The sequence below is a fragment of the Pseudoalteromonas sp. 1_2015MBL_MicDiv genome, assembly GCF_002407505.1.
In the GTDB taxonomy this organism is placed as follows: domain Bacteria; phylum Pseudomonadota; class Gammaproteobacteria; order Enterobacterales; family Alteromonadaceae; genus Pseudoalteromonas; species Pseudoalteromonas fuliginea.
On sequence record NZ_CP012737.1, the window covers coordinates 212,726 to 231,532 of the forward strand.

General features: G+C 39.8%; 15 protein-coding genes. 12 read left to right on the plus strand and 3 right to left on the minus strand.

From position 1 onward, the window contains the following. The first annotated feature begins 40 nt into the window (after positions 1-40). The 3 genes from AOR04_RS00985 (at position 41) to AOR04_RS00995 (ending at position 3,552) form a co-directional block, all read left to right on the plus strand. Positions 41-667: a methylamine utilization protein gene (locus AOR04_RS00985; RefSeq protein WP_096792274.1), complete on the plus strand. Its 627-nt coding sequence runs from the start codon at positions 41-43 to the stop codon at positions 665-667. Continuing rightward, on the plus strand, positions 657-1,889 hold the full coding sequence (locus AOR04_RS00990) for a hypothetical protein (protein WP_096792275.1): 1,233 nt from the start codon (positions 657-659) through the stop codon (positions 1,887-1,889). The genes AOR04_RS00985 and AOR04_RS00990 overlap by 11 nt, the downstream gene beginning before the upstream one ends. 64 nt (positions 1,890-1,953) lie before the next feature. Further along, the gene (locus tag AOR04_RS00995) at positions 1,954-3,552 is read left to right on the plus strand and encodes a methyl-accepting chemotaxis protein (RefSeq protein WP_096792276.1); all 1,599 of its coding nucleotides are present in this window, start codon (positions 1,954-1,956) and stop codon (positions 3,550-3,552) included. Between the two features lie 74 nt (positions 3,553-3,626). On the opposite strand, the gene speE is transcribed toward AOR04_RS00995, so the two are convergent. After that, positions 3,627-4,490 carry a polyamine aminopropyltransferase gene (gene speE / locus AOR04_RS01000; RefSeq protein WP_096792277.1) on the minus strand — a complete coding sequence of 288 codons (864 nt, stop codon included), beginning with the start codon at positions 4,488-4,490 and terminating at the stop codon, positions 3,627-3,629. 198 nt (positions 4,491-4,688) lie between these two features. Between speE and speA the strand changes: the two genes are divergently transcribed. The 4 genes from speA (at position 4,689) to AOR04_RS01020 (ending at position 9,710) form a co-directional block, all read left to right on the plus strand. Continuing rightward, positions 4,689-6,569: a biosynthetic arginine decarboxylase gene (speA, locus tag AOR04_RS01005; RefSeq protein ID WP_096792278.1), complete on the plus strand. Its 1,881-nt coding sequence runs from the start codon at positions 4,689-4,691 to the stop codon at positions 6,567-6,569. Positions 6,570-6,630: 61 nt separating this feature from the next. Continuing rightward, on the plus strand, positions 6,631-7,503 hold the full coding sequence (locus AOR04_RS01010) for an acyltransferase (protein WP_096792279.1): 873 nt from the start codon (positions 6,631-6,633) through the stop codon (positions 7,501-7,503). Positions 7,504-7,533: 30 nt separating this feature from the next. Next, positions 7,534-8,454 carry an acetyltransferase gene (locus AOR04_RS01015; RefSeq protein ID WP_096792280.1) on the plus strand — a complete coding sequence of 307 codons (921 nt, stop codon included), beginning with the start codon at positions 7,534-7,536 and terminating at the stop codon, positions 8,452-8,454. Then, positions 8,451-9,710 (plus strand): mechanosensitive ion channel family protein, encoded by a 1,260-nt coding sequence (locus tag AOR04_RS01020; protein WP_007376437.1) that lies wholly within the window; start codon positions 8,451-8,453, stop codon positions 9,708-9,710. The genes AOR04_RS01015 and AOR04_RS01020 overlap by 4 nt, the downstream gene beginning before the upstream one ends. On the opposite strand, the gene chrA is transcribed toward AOR04_RS01020, so the two are convergent. Next, positions 9,667-10,821 carry a chromate efflux transporter gene (gene chrA, locus AOR04_RS01025; protein ID WP_096792281.1) on the minus strand — a complete coding sequence of 385 codons (1,155 nt, stop codon included), beginning with the start codon at positions 10,819-10,821 and terminating at the stop codon, positions 9,667-9,669. The genes AOR04_RS01020 and chrA overlap by 44 nt on opposite strands. Positions 10,822-11,010: 189 nt before the next feature. Here chrA and AOR04_RS01030 point away from each other — a divergent pair, with 189 nt between their 5' ends. Together AOR04_RS01030 and AOR04_RS01035 are read left to right on the plus strand one after the other, a co-directional pair. Beyond that, positions 11,011-11,643 (plus strand): OmpA family protein, encoded by a 633-nt coding sequence (locus AOR04_RS01030; protein WP_096792282.1) that lies wholly within the window; start codon positions 11,011-11,013, stop codon positions 11,641-11,643. Positions 11,644-11,837: 194 nt separating this feature from the next. Further along, a complete protein-coding gene (locus AOR04_RS01035) occupies positions 11,838-12,545 on the plus strand; it encodes a hypothetical protein (protein ID WP_096792283.1) in 708 nt (235 codons plus the stop codon). 41 nt (positions 12,546-12,586) lie between these two features. On the opposite strand, the gene AOR04_RS01040 is transcribed toward AOR04_RS01035, so the two are convergent. After that, a complete protein-coding gene (locus AOR04_RS01040; protein WP_096792284.1) occupies positions 12,587-14,365 on the minus strand; it encodes an ABC transporter transmembrane domain-containing protein in 1,779 nt (592 codons plus the stop codon). An 88-nt stretch (positions 14,366-14,453) separates the two neighbouring features. On the opposite strand from AOR04_RS01040, the gene AOR04_RS01045 reads away from it, so the two are divergent. The 3 genes from AOR04_RS01045 (at position 14,454) to AOR04_RS01055 (ending at position 18,789) form a co-directional block, all read left to right on the plus strand. Continuing rightward, the gene (locus tag AOR04_RS01045; RefSeq protein WP_096792285.1) at positions 14,454-14,861 is read left to right on the plus strand and encodes a DUF3224 domain-containing protein; all 408 of its coding nucleotides are present in this window, start codon (positions 14,454-14,456) and stop codon (positions 14,859-14,861) included. Between the two features lie 262 nt (positions 14,862-15,123). Continuing rightward, positions 15,124-15,741: a LysE family translocator gene (locus tag AOR04_RS01050; RefSeq protein WP_096792286.1), complete on the plus strand. Its 618-nt coding sequence runs from the start codon at positions 15,124-15,126 to the stop codon at positions 15,739-15,741. A gap of 171 nt (positions 15,742-15,912) precedes the next feature. Then, on the plus strand, positions 15,913-18,789 hold the full coding sequence (locus AOR04_RS01055; protein ID WP_007376445.1) for a TonB-dependent receptor: 2,877 nt from the start codon (positions 15,913-15,915) through the stop codon (positions 18,787-18,789). The last annotated feature ends 18 nt before the right edge of the window (positions 18,790-18,807 follow it).

An 18,807-nucleotide genomic window follows, 5' to 3' on the forward strand; every position in this document is an offset into this window, starting at 1 on the left:
TCTATAATATAAATAAGTTGAAAATAAGAATGGTAAGCGAATGATTAAGTATTTAATTTTTATAATATCAATGGTTTTAAGTTGGCAAGCAGCGGCAATTCAAATAACAATTAAAAATACAAAAGATGAACCAATGGCGAATGCCGTCGTGTGGCTAACTACAAAAAACACTTCAGAAGTAATCATTGCACCGGATGCGCCTTATGCAATGAGTCAAAAAAACAGAGAGTTTACACCACGCATTTTAGTTGTACCGCAAAACGCTAAAGTGGAGTTTCCAAATGCAGATTCTATTATGCATCATGTGTATTCGTTTTCTAAGGCTAAAACATTCGAATTAAAGCTATATAAAGAACAACCTAAAGCGCCCTTGGTGTTTGAGCAAACCGGTGTTGTAGAGCTTGGGTGTAATATTCATGATTGGATGTTGGGTTATATCGTTGTGGTTGATAGCACTATTTTTGCTATTACCGATATAACAGGAAAGGTTGATTTAGCAGCACCTTTAGGAGAATACACTCTCAATGTATGGCATTCAGGATTTGGTGATATTAGTAATGTTGAATCAGAGACTGTAACTGTAAATTCAGCCCCACTTACTTATAAAATAAAGCAAACTATAACCGAACAAATTGATTTTGCCACGGACGAATTCGATGATTACTAATAACTTACTAAAGCTGACACTGCTGTGTTGTATTGTATTTTTTAGTGGTGCGTTAAGTGCACAGGTAAAAGGCTTAATACAAGTTAGAGCAGTGCAAGGTGATGATACGCTTAGTTTTCAAGAGGGCGGTATTGGATTGTATCGGCACGATGCTAAAAGCGATGAGCTTATTTTATCACAAGGTATTTTAGATTTTAATGTTGATTTAGCATCTAGTTGGTCGGCTCATGGTGTACTGAATATAAATCAAGACCCTGATGTGGCTTTAGGTTTAACGCAAGCTTACATAAAGTACCAACCGTTATCTAACAGTAACTATAAATGGCATGTACGTGTAGGTGGCTTTTATCCATTAATGTCTTTAGAAAACCCAGATATTGGCTGGACGTCGCCATATAATTATACAAATTCAGCAATTAATAGTTGGATTGGTGAAGAACTACGTACTGTCGGAGTTGAGGTTACTATAAAGCGATCTGCAAAGCGTTTTAATAGTGCACATGGCTTTAGCGTTATAGGAGCTACATTTAAAGGAAATGATCCCGCAGGTACATTGCTCGCATGGCGTGGTTTTGCATTACATGACAGGCAAACAACATTTAACGAAGGCGTCAGGTTTGCACCTATAGCAGCATTAAATGAATCCCAATTACGTTGGCAAGCTAACCAAGTATTACCGTTTGAAGAGGTGGATGGTCGCTTTGGTTATTATGTGGGTATGCACTGGGATTACTTAAAACAATCACAATTTCGAATTTATTATTATGATAACAATGGCGATCCGACCAAGCTTAATATTAGCTCAGGACAATATGCGTGGGATACTCGGTTTACCAGCGCCGCATGGCTCTATAAGTTAAATAAAAAAACACGCCTCATTGCGCAAGTGTTAAGTGGTAAAACTGAAATGGGATATAATGCGTTAATAGACAATACATACTATAGTCATTATTTAATGATGAGTCATAAAGAAGGTAAGCACAGAGTATCGTTGCGTTATGATTATTTTAAAGTTACAGATAACGATACCACTGTATTTGACCCTAATGGCAGTCATGGTGAAGGTATAACTGCAACATGGCGTTATCAGTTGAGTGAAAAGTTACAAATAGGTGTTGAAGGAGCTACTCTTAAAAGTGTAGTTGAAAATAGAGCTGCAATTGGTTTTAAACAGTCTATTTCACAACAGCAAGTAATGCTTAACATGCAATGGAAATTATAAATTTAATGCATGTGTTGCTTTTTTAAAACTTAGTTATAGTGTGTAATCCCGTCAGGAGTGATAAATGAATTTGCATAGTATTCGCGTTAAAGTTTCTTTTCCTATAGTGATTTTAGGAATTGCAGTATTGTCGTTAATTATTGGCTACACCCATTTAATTAATCTACAAAAAAATGCATTGGATGTGCAATCTGAAAAATTTATTAAGGCAACTTCACTCGCATTAAATGCGGATCGTGACTTATATCAAGCTAAGCTCGCAGAGTTAAACTTTGTTTCGCATACTAATGATATTGAAAAATATAAGGCAGACTACAAAGAAAATGCAGCGCAAGTAATACAAAAATTAAAGCAATATCTGGAACTTCTCACTGATTTTCCTGAAATCAAAAATGAATTTAGAAGTTTTGATGCTACTTTTAACGCTTGGTTTAATGCTTCTAACGATTATATGGCTGATAAGAGTGAGGCAAAACAGTTTGAATCGGAACAGACATTTGCTGATTTAAGAGCAAGGCTTAACCACGCTGGAGAGTTAGCTGAAAAAACTTCCGAACAAGAAATTAATAAATTATCCGAAAAAATAGAGTCGACCAAGTTGATGATGTTAGTTTTCGTTATAATTATTTTATTAATAGCCGTTTGGTTTAGCTACATAATACCTAAACAGTTAACGCAACAAATTAATTTTGTTACAGAATGTATTAATGATATTGCATCGGGGGATGGTGATTTAACGGGGCGTATACAAGTAACATCTCAAGATGAGTTTGCAGATCTTGCTACCGGTTTTAATAGCTTTTTAGACAATTTACAGCAGCTTGTTCGCGATATTTTAGAGCAATCAAAAGAACTAAATACGTTAGGTGCAGATCTAAGTAAGGTTGCGAATCAAAATAACAGTGTAAACCAAGCTTTAGGTCAGGCTTCTGAGTCTATAGTCAGTGCTGTACATGAAATGAGTGTAGCAAGTAGAGAAGTTGCAGGAGTTGCTCAACAATCGTCGAGTGAGGCTGATAACTCTTTAAATTTGGCGCAACAAGGTTTAACTGCCGTTGCTAATTCGAGCGCTCGTATTGTCTCTCTTTCACAAAATATGGATCAGGCGATGGCGCGCTCAACTGAACTACAACAAAGTTCAGATAACATAGCCAAAGTATTAGAGGTTATTCGTGCTATTGCGGAGCAAACCAACCTATTAGCATTAAACGCGGCAATTGAAGCAGCACGTGCTGGCGAATATGGCCGAGGGTTTGCTGTTGTTGCTGATGAAGTCAGAACGCTTGCAACACGTACACAGGTCAGCACTAACGATATTCAACAAATGATTGAGCACTTTGCGACAAGTGTTGAGCAATCTATAAAAGCAATTGATGAAGGAAAGCAGTTTGCTGATGATGCTGTGGGGTCATTTACTCAAACTAATGATGTACTTAATGCAATGCAAAGCTCGTCAACTAAAGTGAACGATATGGCAATGCAAACAGCGCAGGCTACAGAAGAGCAAACTACGGTCGCCGACGAAATAAGTCAAAATTTATCATCACTAAATGATCAAACTGTTGAAGGTGTTGCACTTGCACGAACAACTGAAGATGTATCTAAAAAAATGGAACAATTAACCGATGAGTTAAATCGTTTAGTGCATCGTTTTAAAGTTTAAACAGTGAGCTATTAAAACAATCAGGGGCCTATTAGGGCCCCTTTTTAATGCAATTTATATCTAAGTGAATGGGACTATTTTTTATCGAATGCGCGTTTCATGTAGTTAGGTGTAGCGAGTGCACCATGGTGAATACCGCTGTTGTAGTATTCACTTTGCTCAGCTATTTGTGCTGCGCCGTCTTCTCTGAAACCGTTAAATGCTTGTGATTTACGTGCAAGTGTTACCGACCATAAACCACTTGGGTAAATTGGTTGTGGGAATGGCAGTGTTTGTAAATCGTTAAAGCCTACGCTTAGCATTGCTTCGCGCATTTCAACTAACAATGGCATGTGCATAAGTGGCGATTCACTTTGTTGTACTAAAATACCACCTGGGCGCAATGCATCTAAACAGCTTGTGTAAAACGCATGGTTAAATAAGCCCTCACCTGGACCCACCGGATCGGTGCCATCAACAATAACCACGTCGATAGATTCGCCAGCGGCTTCGCGCATGTATTTAATACCGTCGTCAAACATAACCGTTGCACGGGCGTCGTTGTTAGATTCACAAAGCTCTGGGAAGTATTTTAACGACATTTGCGTTACTGCTTCGTCTATATCTATTTGCGTTACAGTTTCTACGCCTGGGTGTTTTAATACTTCGCGTAAAGTACCGCAGTCGCCGCCACCAATAATAACGACGTTTTTAGGGTTTGGGTGCGCTAAAAGTGCAGGGTGGCTGATCATCTCATGGTAAAAGAAGTTTTCGCGGGTTGTTACCATAGTACACCCGTCGATGATCATTAAATTACCAAAGTCTGTGGTTTCAAACATTTCTACCTTTTGAAAAGGAGACTGTTTTTCATCTAACTTTTTATTAATACGTAATGAAAATGCGCTGCCATCGCGGTCGCTAATTTCAGTAAACCACTTACTTTGATCTAAATTTGCCATAGTTACTATTACACTTTTTAGGTTGAGTATGAAAAAGGGGCAATTCTGCCAGTGCTTGGCGTTTTGCTCAATGACATTTTAACTGATTTAACGAATAAAGTTAGTTAGGAGTGAGTGAAAGTTCAATTTTTGTTAGCCTAGTGGATAGTGACGTATTAAAATGCGCCTTTATACCTAATTGACTAAAGAAGAGTTGCCATGACCTGGGGTTTAGAAACAGCACGCGCCACTTATAACGTTGCTCATTGGAGTGATGGTTATTTTGATATTAACGCACAAGGCGAACTGGTGGCTTACCCAGATGGCGACCAAACAAAACCGGCCATTTCTTTAACGCAATTAACTGAGCAGTTTAAGCAACAAGGGTTAACGTTGCCGGTTTTAGTACGCTTTACCGATATTTTACAAAATCGTGTAGACACACTTACTAACGCGTTTACGCAAGCGCGAGCAAATCGTGAATATAACGGTAAATACACCTGTGTTTATCCAATTAAAGTAAATCAGCAGCGTTCTGTAGTAAGTAAACTATTAGCGCATCCAAGCGGGCTTGTTGGCTTAGAAGCCGGCTCAAAACCAGAGCTTATGGCTATTTTGGGCGTAGCAAAAGAGCCAATTACTATTGTGTGTAACGGCTATAAAGACAGTGAGTTTTTACGTTTAGCGTGTATTGGTCAAGCCATAGGCCACAGCGTAAAAATTGTGGTAGAGAAGCTTTCAGAACTGACCACACTACTTGAAGAAATAGACAACCTAGGCATTGAGCCGGCAATTGGTATTCGCATTCGCCTAAATTCAGTAGGCAAAGGCAAGTGGCAAAACACCGGTGGCGAAAAAGGCAAGTTTGGTTTAACGGCAGGCCAAGTACTAAGTGCTGTTGAAGTGCTTAAAAAGCATAATAAGCTGCACTTAATGCAAATGGTGCATTTTCATATTGGTTCTCAAATTGCCAATATTCGTGATATTCACCGTGCCTTACGTGAATGCGCACGCCACTTTGCTGAGCTTACGCAATTAAACGTACCGTTAAATACCGTTGATGTGGGTGGCGGCTTAGGCGTTGATTACGAGGGTTCTGGCTCACGCAGTGCGTGTTCAATGAACTACACCGTAGAAGAGTACGCGCGTAATGTAGTGAATGCATTTGCAGACGTGTGCGACCAACATAACTTTACCCATCCGGCTATTATCACCGAATCGGGGCGCGCTTTAACCGCTCACCATGCGGTATTAATTACCGATGTAATTGACGTAGAAAAAGCGCCCAATCATTTAAATCCAGAGCCACCGCTTGAAAATAGCGCGTTAGTGCTTGATGAAATGTGGCAGTGTTTACAGCGTTTAAACCCGCGTATGGCACTTGAGATTTATCACGACGCTATGCACTTATTTAGCGAAGCGCACGATCAGTACGTGCATGGCTTAGTAAGCATGCTAGAGTGGGCAAAAATAGAGCAGCTTTATTTTACTATTTTACATCGTGTACGTGCATCGCTTAGTAATAACGCGCGCGCGCATCGTGAAGTGCTCGACGATTTAAACGAAAAGTTGGCCGATAAACTCTTTGTTAACTTTTCATTATTTCAGTCATTGCCTGATGTATGGGGTATTCAGCAGTTGTTTCCGGTTATGCCAATCGAAAATTTAACTCAGCCATTGACTCAACGTGCGATTATTCAAGATATTACCTGTGACTCTGACGGGCAAATCCGTGAATACGTTGAAGGTGCTGGTATCGAAACCAGCCTACCCATTCCAGAATATAAACATGGCGAGCAATACCATATTGCGATGTTTATGGTGGGTGCATATCAAGAGATTTTAGGTGATTTACATAACCTATTTGGTGATACCGATTCGGTGCACGTAGAACTTAACGACGAAGGTTATGTGTTAACCAATGCCATAAAAGGTGATAGCGTTAAGGATGTATTAAAGTTTGTTGACTATGATAGCGCTATTTTAGCTGACAACTTTGCGTACCAAGTTAATAAACTTGATGTATCGACGCAGTGTAAACAAGGTTATTTAGCTGAGCTTAATGCAGGCCTTGAAGGTTATACCTATTTTGAAGATTAATTTGTAAGCAACTGAAAGCGCAGTATTAGTTACTGCGCCATGTTTAAAGGAAGTAGAAGTAATGTCAGTTATTCGCGGTGTACTTAGTATTATTTTGTACGCAATAAACACACTCTTTTGGTTTGTGCCTATTTTTATTTGTGGGCTTATAAAGCTTATCCCTATTAAGCCACTGCAAAAATTAATGAGCTGGGTTGCTAAACAATGTGCAACTATTTGGGTCACTTTTAATAGCTTAAATCAAATGTTATTTACGCCAACAAAACTTAACGTAACTGGCCTTGAAGACCTAAAACTAAAAGATTGGTACCTAGTAATAGCAAACCACCAAAGCTGGGTCGATATTTTAGTATTACAGCGCGTGTTTAATCGTAAAATTCCATTTTTAAACTTCTTTTTAAAAAAGGAGCTTATTTATGTGCCCATTTTAGGCTTGTGTTGGTGGGCGCTTGATTTCCCGTTTATGACGCGCACAAGTAAAAGCCAATTAAAAAAGAATCCAAAGCTGCGTGGTAAAGATTTAGAAACTACGCGTAAAGCCTGCGAAAAATTCAAAGAGATGCCAGTAAGTGTGGTTAACTTTGTTGAAGGCACTCGTTTTACTACGCAAAAGCATGCGCGCCAAAATAGCCCGTTCCCACATTTATTAAAACCAAAAGCGGGCGGTATTGCTTTTGTAATGCAAGCAATGGGCGAGCAAATTACTAAAGTGGTTAACGTCACAATTCATTACCCCGATGGCATCCCTACTTTTATGGATTTTGCTGGTGGTAAGGTAAAAAATATCAACGTATACGTGGAAGTAAGGCCGGTAAGCGAAGAGCTTATTGGTGACTACACCGGTGATTCTGAATTTAGAATTCGCTTTCAAAGTGAGTTAAATCGTTTATGGGAAAATAAAGAGCAAACATTGCAATCGCTCGAAAAACCATAAAGAAAAGGTAAAAAATATGAGCTTACAGTTATGCTAAAAAAGTGGTTACCAAATTGGCTTAACGGCTTAATTGTAGGCTGCGTGTTGTTTTCTAATGTCATACTTTTTGGGTCGCTGGTATTAATGCTGGGTCTTATTAAGTTATTGCTTCCTCTACCTATTGTTAATTCTATATTGCACAGCGCTTATCGTGGTTGGTGTAACGGCAATCGTTTAGGGCTTTGGTTAGGTTGCCCTAATATTGTGGTTGATATAAGTGGCGACTTAAACTCAAAAAGTTGGTATTTACTTATTTGTAATCACGCGAGTTGGTTAGATATAACCGTACTTAGCTCATTACATGCTTTGCCTGCCCCTAAGTTCTTTTTAAAAGATGAATTAAAATACGTTCCTTTTATTGGCACTGGTGCGTGGGCTATGGGTATGCCGTTTATGAAACGGGTAAGCAAAGCGCAGCTTGCTAAAAATCCTAAACTCAAAGGGCTTGATGTAGAGCGAACTAAACATAGCTGTCGTAATTTCCGTCATCATCCTACTACCATCATTAATTTTGTTGAAGGTACACGCTATACACCAGCCAAACATAATCTGCAACAAAGTCCTTTTAAGCATTTATTAAAACCTAAAGCGGGCGGCATTGCTTTTGCGCTTGAAGTATTAGCCGATCAATTTGATGCCATGCTTAATACAAGTTTAGTATATAGCGGCAAAACAGATCATGTTTGCCGTAACTTGTTAAAAGGTGAGTTAGATTCTATTTATGTGTCGATTGAGGTTATCCCTATTGATGAGAAAATGCAGGGCAGCTATCAAAGCGATGACGTATTTAAAGTTAATTTTCAGCATTATGTGAATGAGCTATGGGTTGCTAAAGATCAGCAGCTTGCCGATATTTATGCTCAGCAAAATTTACCTGAACCACAAATCAGTAAGGAAATTGAAACACTATGACCAACACCCACCTACAGGAGTTAATTACTCCTTGGTTTGATAAAGTGCCCGATGCAGATTTCCTGAGCTCAATTACAGCTACTGCGATTGGCGTATGTTCTCTATTAGTACTGTATTTATTTACGCGTCGTTTAATGTTGCCAGGCATTCAAAAAATAGTAACTAAGCTTTCTCCCGAGCGGATTGGTGCACTTTCTCCAATGTTAACCAAGCTCAACAAACGTATTGCAGGGTTGCTTTGTTGTGTTTTATTTTTAGCGACCTTCGACAGTGTTTATCCGGTTAACGAATTGGCCGCCGAAATATTAAAAACGGTGGGGCAGGCTTTATTAATTATCTACGTCGGCTTTATTATAAGCAGCATAGTGAGTATTGCTGGCGCTATTTATAACCAACTTGAATTTGCTCGTGAAGTCCCTATTCAGGGCTTAATTCAGGTTGTTAAGCTAATCACCTTTATTGTGTGTGCAATTTTAATTGTGAGCATTTTTCTTGAGAAGTCACCCACTTATATTCTCTCTGGTTTTGGTGCTATTGCTGCGGTTACATTATTAGTATTTAAAGACACCATATTAGGCTTTGTAGCGAGCATTCAAATAGCTGCAAATCGTTTAGTAACGTATGGTGATTGGATCCAAGTAGAAAACTACGGCGCCGATGGCGAAGTGATTGATTTGGGTTTAAACACAGTAAAAGTACGTAACTGGGATAATACCATCACAACTATTCCAACTTATATGTTGGTGGCGGGCTCGTTTAAAAACTGGCGCGGGATGCAAGAGTCGGGCGGTAGGCGTATTAAACGTTCACTTAATATAGATATGCACAGTATTTGTTTAGTAAGTGATGAATTTAGAAAGCAAATAGATGCGGCTATTCCGCTACATGACTATATCCGAGTAACGACACTACCTGCGCAAGTTTCTAATTTAGGGCTGTTTCGTCGCTATGCTGAAGGCTATTTAAAACAGCACAGTAAAATTAATACGTCGCTTACGTTAATGGTACGAGAGCTACAACCACTAAACCATGGTTTACCTATTGAGTTTTATTGCTTTAGTGAAGACAAACGCTGGATTTCGTACGAGCATTTACAAGCCGAAATAATGGATCATTTACTTGCGGTATTACCCGTGTTTGGGCTTAGAGCGTATCAAAGTGTAAGTGGACAATTAAGCCCACCTAACGAGCAACAAACAGATAAGCCAACATTTAGAGTGATGGCAAATAGTGTTGTAAAAGACCCACAGCAATAAATAAAGCTAAGAGCCACCAAATAGGTGGCTTTTTAAATCGCAGCCATGCAAATGTAATTATTACTAACGCAACTTGCCAAAAGTTATGCACAGCCGATGTCCAAATTGGCGAATACAGTGCAGCCGCTAAAAAACCGACTACCGCTGCATTAAGCGCCGCTATTGAACTTGCAAAACGTGGCTTACTTGCCAAATTAAGCCAGCTCTTCTGAAACGCCAGTATAAGTAAAAAACCAGGCATAAATATAAGCAGTGTAGCTATAAGGGCGCCCACTAAAGGTTGCTCAGTAGTAAGTTGTGCGCCTAAGTAAGTAGCAATAGTAAACATAGGCCCAGGCACTGCCTGCGCGCTCGCGTAAGCACTTAAAAACTGATCATCACTCAATGCTGGTACGCCAGCTTGAAGTACCGGCAGTACTACGTGTCCGCCGCCAAACACCATTGCACCCGCTTGGTAAAAAGGGGTAAACAAAGCAAACTCATACCCTAGTGGAATAAAGCTAACACCAAGTAAGAGCGCAAACAACCCCAGTGCAATCCAATTAATATTACTTTTTGTACTGCTAGCACCTTTTGCTACTGTGCCAAGTTTTAATAAAGGCCATATAGCACCTATTGTGGCAGCGGTGATTAAAATTGCTATTTGAGTTCCCATCATTGGAAATAACACCAAAGCAAGTGTACTCATTACCGCAAGTAACTTAAGCGCAGCACTTGTACAAAAGCTTTTAGCCATACTAAGTGTTGCATCAGCGACTATAACAACGGCAAATAACTTTAAGCCTGCAATAATAGCAAAGTAAACAGCGTCAAACTGATGAGCACTAACCGCAAGCAGCACCATTATTAAAAACGAAGGCAGAGTAAAGCCTAAAAAAGCAGCTATACCACCAAGTACCCCAGCCCGCTCAACACCAATCGCAAAACTAACTTGGCTAGAGCCAGGCCCTGGTAATGCTTGGCTTAAACTAATAAGTTGTGCGTAACGCGTGTTAGTTAACCAATTTAACGAGTCTACAAAGTGGCGCTTAAAATAGCCTAAATGCGCAGCGGGGCCACCAAAACTCATGCACCCTAGTAAAAAAAATTGTCTAAAAATAGCAATTAACATTGCGCCAATATCCTTTGTAAAATTCATTAAATTGTCACAGCGTAGTATGACATTTTTATTAAAACGGCACATTAGTTTGAGGTCTGTTTAACAATCAAGCAAGATGCGCTGCTTTTAACACTCTCTTCATAGTTTGTTCATACGTGTATTTGCATACTCCTGCTAAATTCTTATTGAATAGGTAACATCATGACTTTAACTAAATCACTTTTAAGCGTAACCGTATTAGCTGTATTGCTTTCAGGTTGTGAAATGAATAACGCAGGTAAAGGCGCAGCAATTGGCGCTGCTGCAGGTGGCGTATTAGGTAAAGCTACGAGTAACCATAAAGATAAACGCTTTTTTATTGGTGCAGCAATAGGGGCACTTGCGGGCGCTGCTGTTGGCGACTACATGGATAAGCAAGAAGAAGCATTTCGTGATGAACTAGCGGGTTCGGGCGTTGAAGTTGTGCGTGAGGGCGACAACTTACGTTTGGTTATGCCATCAAATATTACCTTTGCGACGGATCAATCGTATATTTCATCAGGTTTTAACGACACGTTAAACGCGATTGCTAACGTTATGAATAAGTATGAAAAAACTTACCTTAGTGTTGAAGGCCATACCGATAGCACAGGTAAAGATAGCTACAACATGAACTTGTCGCGCGAGCGTGCACAAAGTGTAAAAGATTATTTAGTGAATCAACAAATTATGGCGGCACGTATTAGCACTAAAGGCTATGGCGAAACACGTCCAATTGCGACTAACGATAGTGCAAATGGTCGTGCTCAAAATCGCCGCGTAGAAATTCAGATAGTGCCTAATACGCAAGGTTAATTGTAATTAATCTGATATCTGCCTGCTTCAAGCAAACTCAACGTAGTTAACGTTGAAAATAGTGACTTGAGATAGTTTATTATTTTCAGTTGAAGTTGGTTATAAACCGCGCTAATGCGCGGTTTATTTGTTTATTTAATGGCACTTTTAAACCGGTTAGCTGTCATAACTAGTTCTTTCATAGGGACATATTTATGGCAAAGTGGCGTTCGACAATTATTTTATCAATACTTTTACATGGATTATTGTTGTTTTTTTTAGCAACTTTAAAGGTACCTGAAATAAAACAGCCGCAATCACCGCCAATTAAAGCCTATATGGTAAGTGTGCCAGCCAAAATTAAAGCAACACAGCAAGCGCCTCAACAGAGTGTTAATAAAAGTGTGCGCATAGAAAAAAAGCCAAGTGAGCCGGTAAATAAAACAGTATTAAAATCAGTAAGCTCTTCTAGTAAAAAAGCAGAAAAAACGGCTGAACCGGTAAACTCCACTATAACAAGCTCGACCACAATAAATGCCCACTCTGCAGAATTAACGCCATATAAAAAAATCGACTTACAAAAAGGCCTTAATCGTATTTTACAGCAACAAATAGGATCTTTACCTGCTAGTACAACCTCTACTGGTACAACAGCTGATGAATACGCAACGGTAAAGAGGATCACAGTTCCAAAAGTACACTCTGCAACGGTAAAGCCACTATTACAAATAGAGCAGCAAAGTATGCAATCTACTACCTATCGTAAAGGTGATACCTGTTTTAAAAAGGTGTTTATTGGCGCAGGCGTTATGCCAAAAAATGAATTACCAGATAGTTATTTAACCGCAGGGCAATTGTGCGGTAAAACTAAGTTAACAGAGGCTTATGATGCGGCTATGAACAAATGGTTTAGCAAAAAGTAGCAGCAAAGCCGCTGCTACTTTAATTAATTACTTGTACCAGCTCAATCTTTATTAAACTGTAATTCACATAGTTTTTGATACAGCGGATTGCTGGCTAATAACGCTTGGTGAGAACCCGTTGCTATTATTTCCCCATTTTCCATTACCACAATCACATCAGCATGTTTTACCGTGGCCAGCCTATGGGCAATTATTAACGTTGTTCTGTTTTGCATTAGGTGTTCAAGTGCCGCTTGTACGTGGTGCTCACTTTGTGCATCTAGTGCGCTGGTGGCTTCATCAAGAAGGAGTATTTCTGGGTCTTTTAATATAGCGCGGGCAAGCACAATACGTTGCTTTTGCCCACCAGATAACCTAACGCCTTGCTCGCCTAAAAAGCTGTGATAGCCTTGTGGCAACTGCTTTATAAATTCATCGGCATGGGCATATTTTGCAGCGGCATACACTTGCTCATCGGTTGCATTTGGGTTGCCGTAGCGGATGTTATGCATAACATCGGAGCTAAATAAAATAGGGTTTTGCGCTACCATGCCCATTTTATTACGCAGAGTATTAAGTGATAGGTCTTTAATATTTATATCTTTAAACTTAATAGCTCCGCTGGCCGGATCGTAAAAACGTTGTAGTAATTCAAATAATGTAGTTTTACCAGCGCCGGAAGGGCCAACAATAGCCACAGTTTGGCCTTGCTCGATATTTAGGCTTATTTTATTAAGCGCACTTACGTCGGGGCGAGAAGGATAGTTAAAGCTAATGTTTTCAAGCGCAATTGCAGGACTGCTACTTTCTTGCAGTAAATTACTATCTTGTGGGTTTAACGGGTTTTCTATTTCACTTTTAACAGCAAGTAACTCAAGTAATCTTGCAGCCGCGCCTGCTGCTCGTTGTAGTTCGCCATACACTTCAGCAACGGTAGCCACCGACATTGCCACCATAATAGCGTAAAACACAAATGCACCTAACTCGCCGCCGGTCATAGTACCCGCAAGTACATCGTTACCACCCACCCAAAGCATTGCGCTAATGGCACTAAAGGTTAAAAAAATCACTACGGCTATTAAAAACGAACGTTGTTTGATACGTTTTTTAGCCACGTTAAAGGCTTTTTCGGTCTCGAGTGCAAAGGCATGTTGCTCTTGTTCTTCGTGGCTATAGCTTTGCACTACTTTAATATTTTGTATGATTTCGCCTGCATAGGTACTTATGTCGGCAATAGCATCTTGGCTAGAACTTGCTAGTTTTCGTACCTTGCGACCAAATATCATCATTGGGACAAGTACTAGCGGCACACAGGCCACAACCACTAAGGTGAGCTTTAAATTAGTAAATAACAGCATAGCAAGCCCACCAATCAGCATAAGTACACTGCGCAACGCCATTGAAAATGATGAGCCAATAATTGATTGTAGTAATGTGGTGTCGGTGGTTAAACGCGACATAAGCTCGCCACTGCGGTTTTCTTCAAAGTAGCTAGGGTGTAGCGTTACAATACGATTAAACACGGCTTTTCGAATATCGTTACTTACTCGTTCGCCAATCCACGACATTAAATAAAAACGGCTAAAAGTGCCTACTGCTAATAAGCTGATTAAACCAATAAGTACTAATACGGCCTGCTGTAATTGGGCCTTTGATCCTGCAATAAAGCCATGATCAATAACAAATTTAACACCTTGCCCTAATGACAAGTTAACGCCTGCGGTAACTAATAACGCAGCTAGGGCGGCGACTACCATCCATTTGTACGGTTTAATAAACGCAAAAACAGGTAATAAACTGCTAAACGCAGCTTTTTCGGCTATAGATGTTTCTTTTGACATAGTGGATTCTTTTTGAAGGTTAAGGTATAGATATGGCATCATCGAATTAAAAATCAATAGTATTAAATATCATCAATAAGGATTCGTTATGACTACAAATATAATAAACGGTGAATTTACAGTCACTTTAGCGCCCATTGAAGGTTATGCCAAAGGGCAGCAAGGCATTAATTTAGGGCGTATGTCGATAGATAAAACATTTAAAGGTAGCTTAAATGCCACCAGCCAAGGCGAAATGCTCAGTGCTATGACGCCAACGCAAGGGAGTGCAGGTTATGTTGCTATTGAGCAAGTAGTTGGGGAGCTTGAAGGCAAAAAAGGCAGCTTTGTACTGCAACACTTTGGCACTATGAATAAAGGTCAAGATAGCCTTATTTTAAACGTCATTCCCGATTCAGGTACTGATGAGCTTGAAGGCTTAAGCGGCAGTATGAAAATTCGTATAGAGCAAGGTATTCATTACTATGACTTTGAATATACTTTAGATAGTAAATAACCTCAATTCTGGATAATAAATCTATCTTGAGCAGCTATTTTCAGCGCTAACTGCGTTGAATTTACTTGCAATAGGCCCGCTATTGACGCGTAAATTCGCCTTGTTTTCACTGAAAATCTCTGGCTAGAGAAAATAAATTTAAATATCATTATGATTCAATACGTTAGTAAATCTCTTAACCAGAGTTCAGGTTAAATAAAAAAGCATAGGTAAGTACGTATGCGGATTAGCTATTGAAAACCATAAGTTATAAGGAACATAAATGGCTTTATCTGTTTGGTTGAGTTTAGCATTGGTATGCATGATGGGCGCGATGTCGCCAGGGCCAAGCCTTGCGGTGGTGTTAAAGCACACGCTTAGTGGTGGCATGAAAAACGGTATGCTTGCTGCGCTCAGTCATGGTATTGGCGTTGGGCTTTATGCTGCTGCCTCATTACTTGGCTTAGGAGCATTAATGGCTCAATTTCCAACACTATACCAAATATTGGTGTATTTAGGCGCTGCGTATTTAGCCTATTTAGGTTTAAAAATACTGCTAGCAAAACCAAGTAATAACGAGCTGCAAGTACAAAAGAGTGAAGTAAGTGCGAGTAAAGCGCTACAAGATGGATTCGCGATTGCTTTTTTAAATCCTAAACTCGCGATTTTCTTTTTAGCGTTGTTCTCACAATTTATAGATCCGCAAAACCTCACTTTAAGCATTGGTATTATTATGTGCTTAACCGTGTTTGTAATTGATACTGGTTGGTATTTATTAGTTGCAGTGCTAACTGAGGTGTCTAAAAATCGTTTTGGTTTTACTAAGCAAAACCCGTGGTTAGACAAAATACTGGGTGTTGTGTTTATTGCCCTAGCCATAAGGGTGGTAATTGGTTTGTAGTTTTATAATTGGTTGTTGCTGAATTATTTGTACAAAATAGCTACAGCCAAAGCCCTCTATGATGCATACGTATTCATCACAATTTGATTACCTTTTAGTTACACTTTGTTGGTTATGTTTTAACTGCACTGACTGACATAACGAATAACAATAACTAAAAGGTACGCACACATGAAAAAATTCAAATTAAGCGCGCTAATGCTGGCATTATTTGCTGCAAATAGCGCAATAGCGAATGAAAGCCAAACTAAGGACGAAAGTAAACCTGAAAAAGTTCAAGCAGACTTAGAAGTAATTGAAGTGAGCGGCTTTAGCCGCAGCTTAATACAGTCTTTGAATCAAAAGCGCTTTAGCGATACGGTATCGGAGCAAATATCAGCGGATGACTTAGGTGCTTTACCTGATATATCAATGGCTGATGCACTGACGCGTTTACCTGGTATATCGGCGGTAAGAACCGGCGGCCAAGCTGCACAAATTAACATCCGTGGGCTTTCGGGCGGCTTTGTTTTTTCGACATTAAATGGTCGCGAGCAAGTATCGACCAGTGGTAGTCGTAGTATTGAGTTTGACCAATACCCTTCTGAACTTATTAGTTCTGCTGCGGTATATAAATCACCCAAAGCATCCTTAATTGAAGGCGGTGTAGCGGGCACTGTTGAACTTGAAACAGCGAGCCCATTAAATAATTCACAACAGCATAAATTTGTAGCCAATGTGCGAGGCATGTATAACGACCGTGCGTCAGAGGTATTTGATGCAACGGAGTTTGGCGACCGGATTAGTTTTTCATATCAAGGTAAATACCTCGATGACACACTTGGCGTAGCACTTGGTTATGCGCGATTATTTCAGCCAAGCGTCGCAACTCAGTTTATTGGCCTTGCTTACAATGATACTAAAGATGTTGATGGGCTCGCTAACGACACTAATGGGCCAACGCAAAATCCAGCAAACGAATACATAAGTGAAGGCTTTGAACTACAGCACTCAGGTGGAGAAGAAACTCGAAATGGTTATTTAGCCGCAATAGAGTGGGCACCTGTTGATAACTTTAGACTTAAAGGGGATGCGTTTTTATCTCGATTTGATAAAAAGTCATTTGCTCGTGGTTTTAGGGTGAAGTTAGGTGGCCCTTCTGCAGCATATGCAAATCCTCAGCTTGATGGAAATACAGTTATTGGCGCTGCTGTAAATCGAACTTCACAAAGCTATACTCGCGTTGAAATAGTAAATGATGATAACCAAGACTTTGACGAAGTAGATAGCTTTGGTGTTAACGCTGATTGGCAAGTGAATGATCGTTTAAGCGTTAATGCAGACGTGTCATTATCACGCGCTAAAAGTAACTTTAGAAATGGTTTGTTATGGAGCTTAGTAGCTGAAGATGCCAACGCAGAAGCCCCTGTGTTTGATACGAACGTTGCGATTAACTATCAATTAAATGGCCTAAGTTTACCCGATGTTGGCTTTAATCAAGCCGCTGCATTTAGCGATATAAACCGCGTTATGGTTAGTAAATACGGTATTTACCCGGATCAAACCGAAGATGAAGTAACCGCATTTAGGCTCGACTTTAAATACGAATTAGAAAACGATATATTTAGCTCTGTTGAGTTTGGTGCACGCTATTCTGATAGAGAATATAGCCGTAAGCGTTCGGTATTTGAATACGGAAATGATGGCGCATTTTCATCAACACAGCCTCCAATGCGTTTAACAGACGAGATGACCTCAATTGTTGATTGGCAAGGTGAGTTTAGTTATTTTCCCTCTTATTTAGCCATTGATTTAGACAAAGCGCTAAACGCATGGTTTCCAGATGGTACACCACAACCAGTGCAAACATGGGGTAATGCAGACGGTGTTGATGACGCCCAAGGATATACTAGTAATTACTCCTGGACATTATTGCAAAGTGGTTCAGTGTTTGAAGATGTATTGGCCGCTTACGTGATGGTGAATATAAATACTGAAGTTGCTGGTTTAGCGTTGTTAGGTAACGTGGGTGTACGTCGAATTGAGACAGACCAGTCGGCAACCGTACTTGAAAACGTAAATGGTGATGCCCGCTTGGGAGCACAAAATATTGTCGACGAAAACGGGATTATTAACGACCTTTATGCACCCAATGTACTAGGGACAAAGTACACCGATTATTTACCATCACTTAATTTAAACCTGCAATTGAATGACAATTCTCAATTGCGGTTTGCTGCCGCTAAAGTGATGTCGCGAGCACCAATAAACCGCCTTGCCGGTGATGCCAGTGCTAACGTAAGTGATGATGGGGTCATTAATGGTTCGAGCAATAACAACCCATTTTTAAAGCCATTTTATGCTGACCAATATGACTTATCTTACGAATATTATTTTGAAGAGAGTAACGGGTCTGTAGCCGCAGCCCTATTTTATAAAAACATAGACTCGTTTGTTGAAACCTTATCAATCGAAAACTTCGACTTTAAAGGCAATGGTTTTAACGTACCTGATTTTATTGAAGACCCAATAAGTGGTGAACAAGTTGCCACAACCAATGGGATTTACACCACCGCCGTTAACAATGGCAAGGGCGGTTATATTAGAGGGTTAGAGTTAGCTTATACCCATGTATTTACGTTTTTACCCGAGCCATTTAATGGGTTAGGGATCAACGGTAGTTACTCTTACACCGAGAGCGAAATCTCGTCTATTACCAGTTTAGGAGGCGATACCGTATCGCAATCTTTACCTGGGCTTTCAAATAATGTAGTTAACGCGACTTTGTTTTATTCAAATAACAACTTCGAAACACGTTTAAATGCACGTTATCGTGATGAATTTGTATCTGAGCAAGTCGCTATCAACGAACAAGTTGTTAATTTTGACTCTGAAACGGTGATAGATTTTCAAACGTCATACAAACTTACTGATTCCCTCACAATGCTTTTGCAAGTTAATAACCTGACAGACGAACCGACCCAAAGCTACTTTGGCACAAAGCAACGCACCGGTACGACTCAGTACTTTGGTCGTCAGCTTTATCTTGGTTTTACTTATAGTCATTAATTTAGCAAGTTGGAGCGT

Coding starts and splice junctions, on each gene's coding strand:
- AOR04_RS00985 (WP_096792274.1), top strand. CDS start 41: ATGATTAAGTATTTAATTTTTATAATATCAATGGTTTTAAGTTGGCAA.
- AOR04_RS01040 (WP_096792284.1), bottom strand. CDS start 14,365: ATGTCAAAAGAAACATCTATAGCCGAAAAAGCTGCGTTTAGCAGTTTA.
- AOR04_RS01015 (WP_096792280.1), top strand. CDS start 7,534: ATGCTAAAAAAGTGGTTACCAAATTGGCTTAACGGCTTAATTGTAGGC.
- speE (WP_096792277.1), bottom strand. CDS start 4,490: ATGGCAAATTTAGATCAAAGTAAGTGGTTTACTGAAATTAGCGACCGC.
- chrA (WP_096792281.1), bottom strand. CDS start 10,821: ATGTTAATTGCTATTTTTAGACAATTTTTTTTACTAGGGTGCATGAGT.
- AOR04_RS01030 (WP_096792282.1), top strand. CDS start 11,011: ATGACTTTAACTAAATCACTTTTAAGCGTAACCGTATTAGCTGTATTG.
- speA (WP_096792278.1), top strand. CDS start 4,689: ATGACCTGGGGTTTAGAAACAGCACGCGCCACTTATAACGTTGCTCAT.
- AOR04_RS01055 (WP_007376445.1), top strand. CDS start 15,913: ATGAAAAAATTCAAATTAAGCGCGCTAATGCTGGCATTATTTGCTGCA.
- AOR04_RS01010 (WP_096792279.1), top strand. CDS start 6,631: ATGTCAGTTATTCGCGGTGTACTTAGTATTATTTTGTACGCAATAAAC.
- AOR04_RS01035 (WP_096792283.1), top strand. CDS start 11,838: ATGGCAAAGTGGCGTTCGACAATTATTTTATCAATACTTTTACATGGA.
- AOR04_RS01020 (WP_007376437.1), top strand. CDS start 8,451: ATGACCAACACCCACCTACAGGAGTTAATTACTCCTTGGTTTGATAAA.
- AOR04_RS00990 (WP_096792275.1), top strand. CDS start 657: ATGATTACTAATAACTTACTAAAGCTGACACTGCTGTGTTGTATTGTA.
- AOR04_RS01050 (WP_096792286.1), top strand. CDS start 15,124: ATGGCTTTATCTGTTTGGTTGAGTTTAGCATTGGTATGCATGATGGGC.
- AOR04_RS00995 (WP_096792276.1), top strand. CDS start 1,954: ATGAATTTGCATAGTATTCGCGTTAAAGTTTCTTTTCCTATAGTGATT.
- AOR04_RS01045 (WP_096792285.1), top strand. CDS start 14,454: ATGACTACAAATATAATAAACGGTGAATTTACAGTCACTTTAGCGCCC.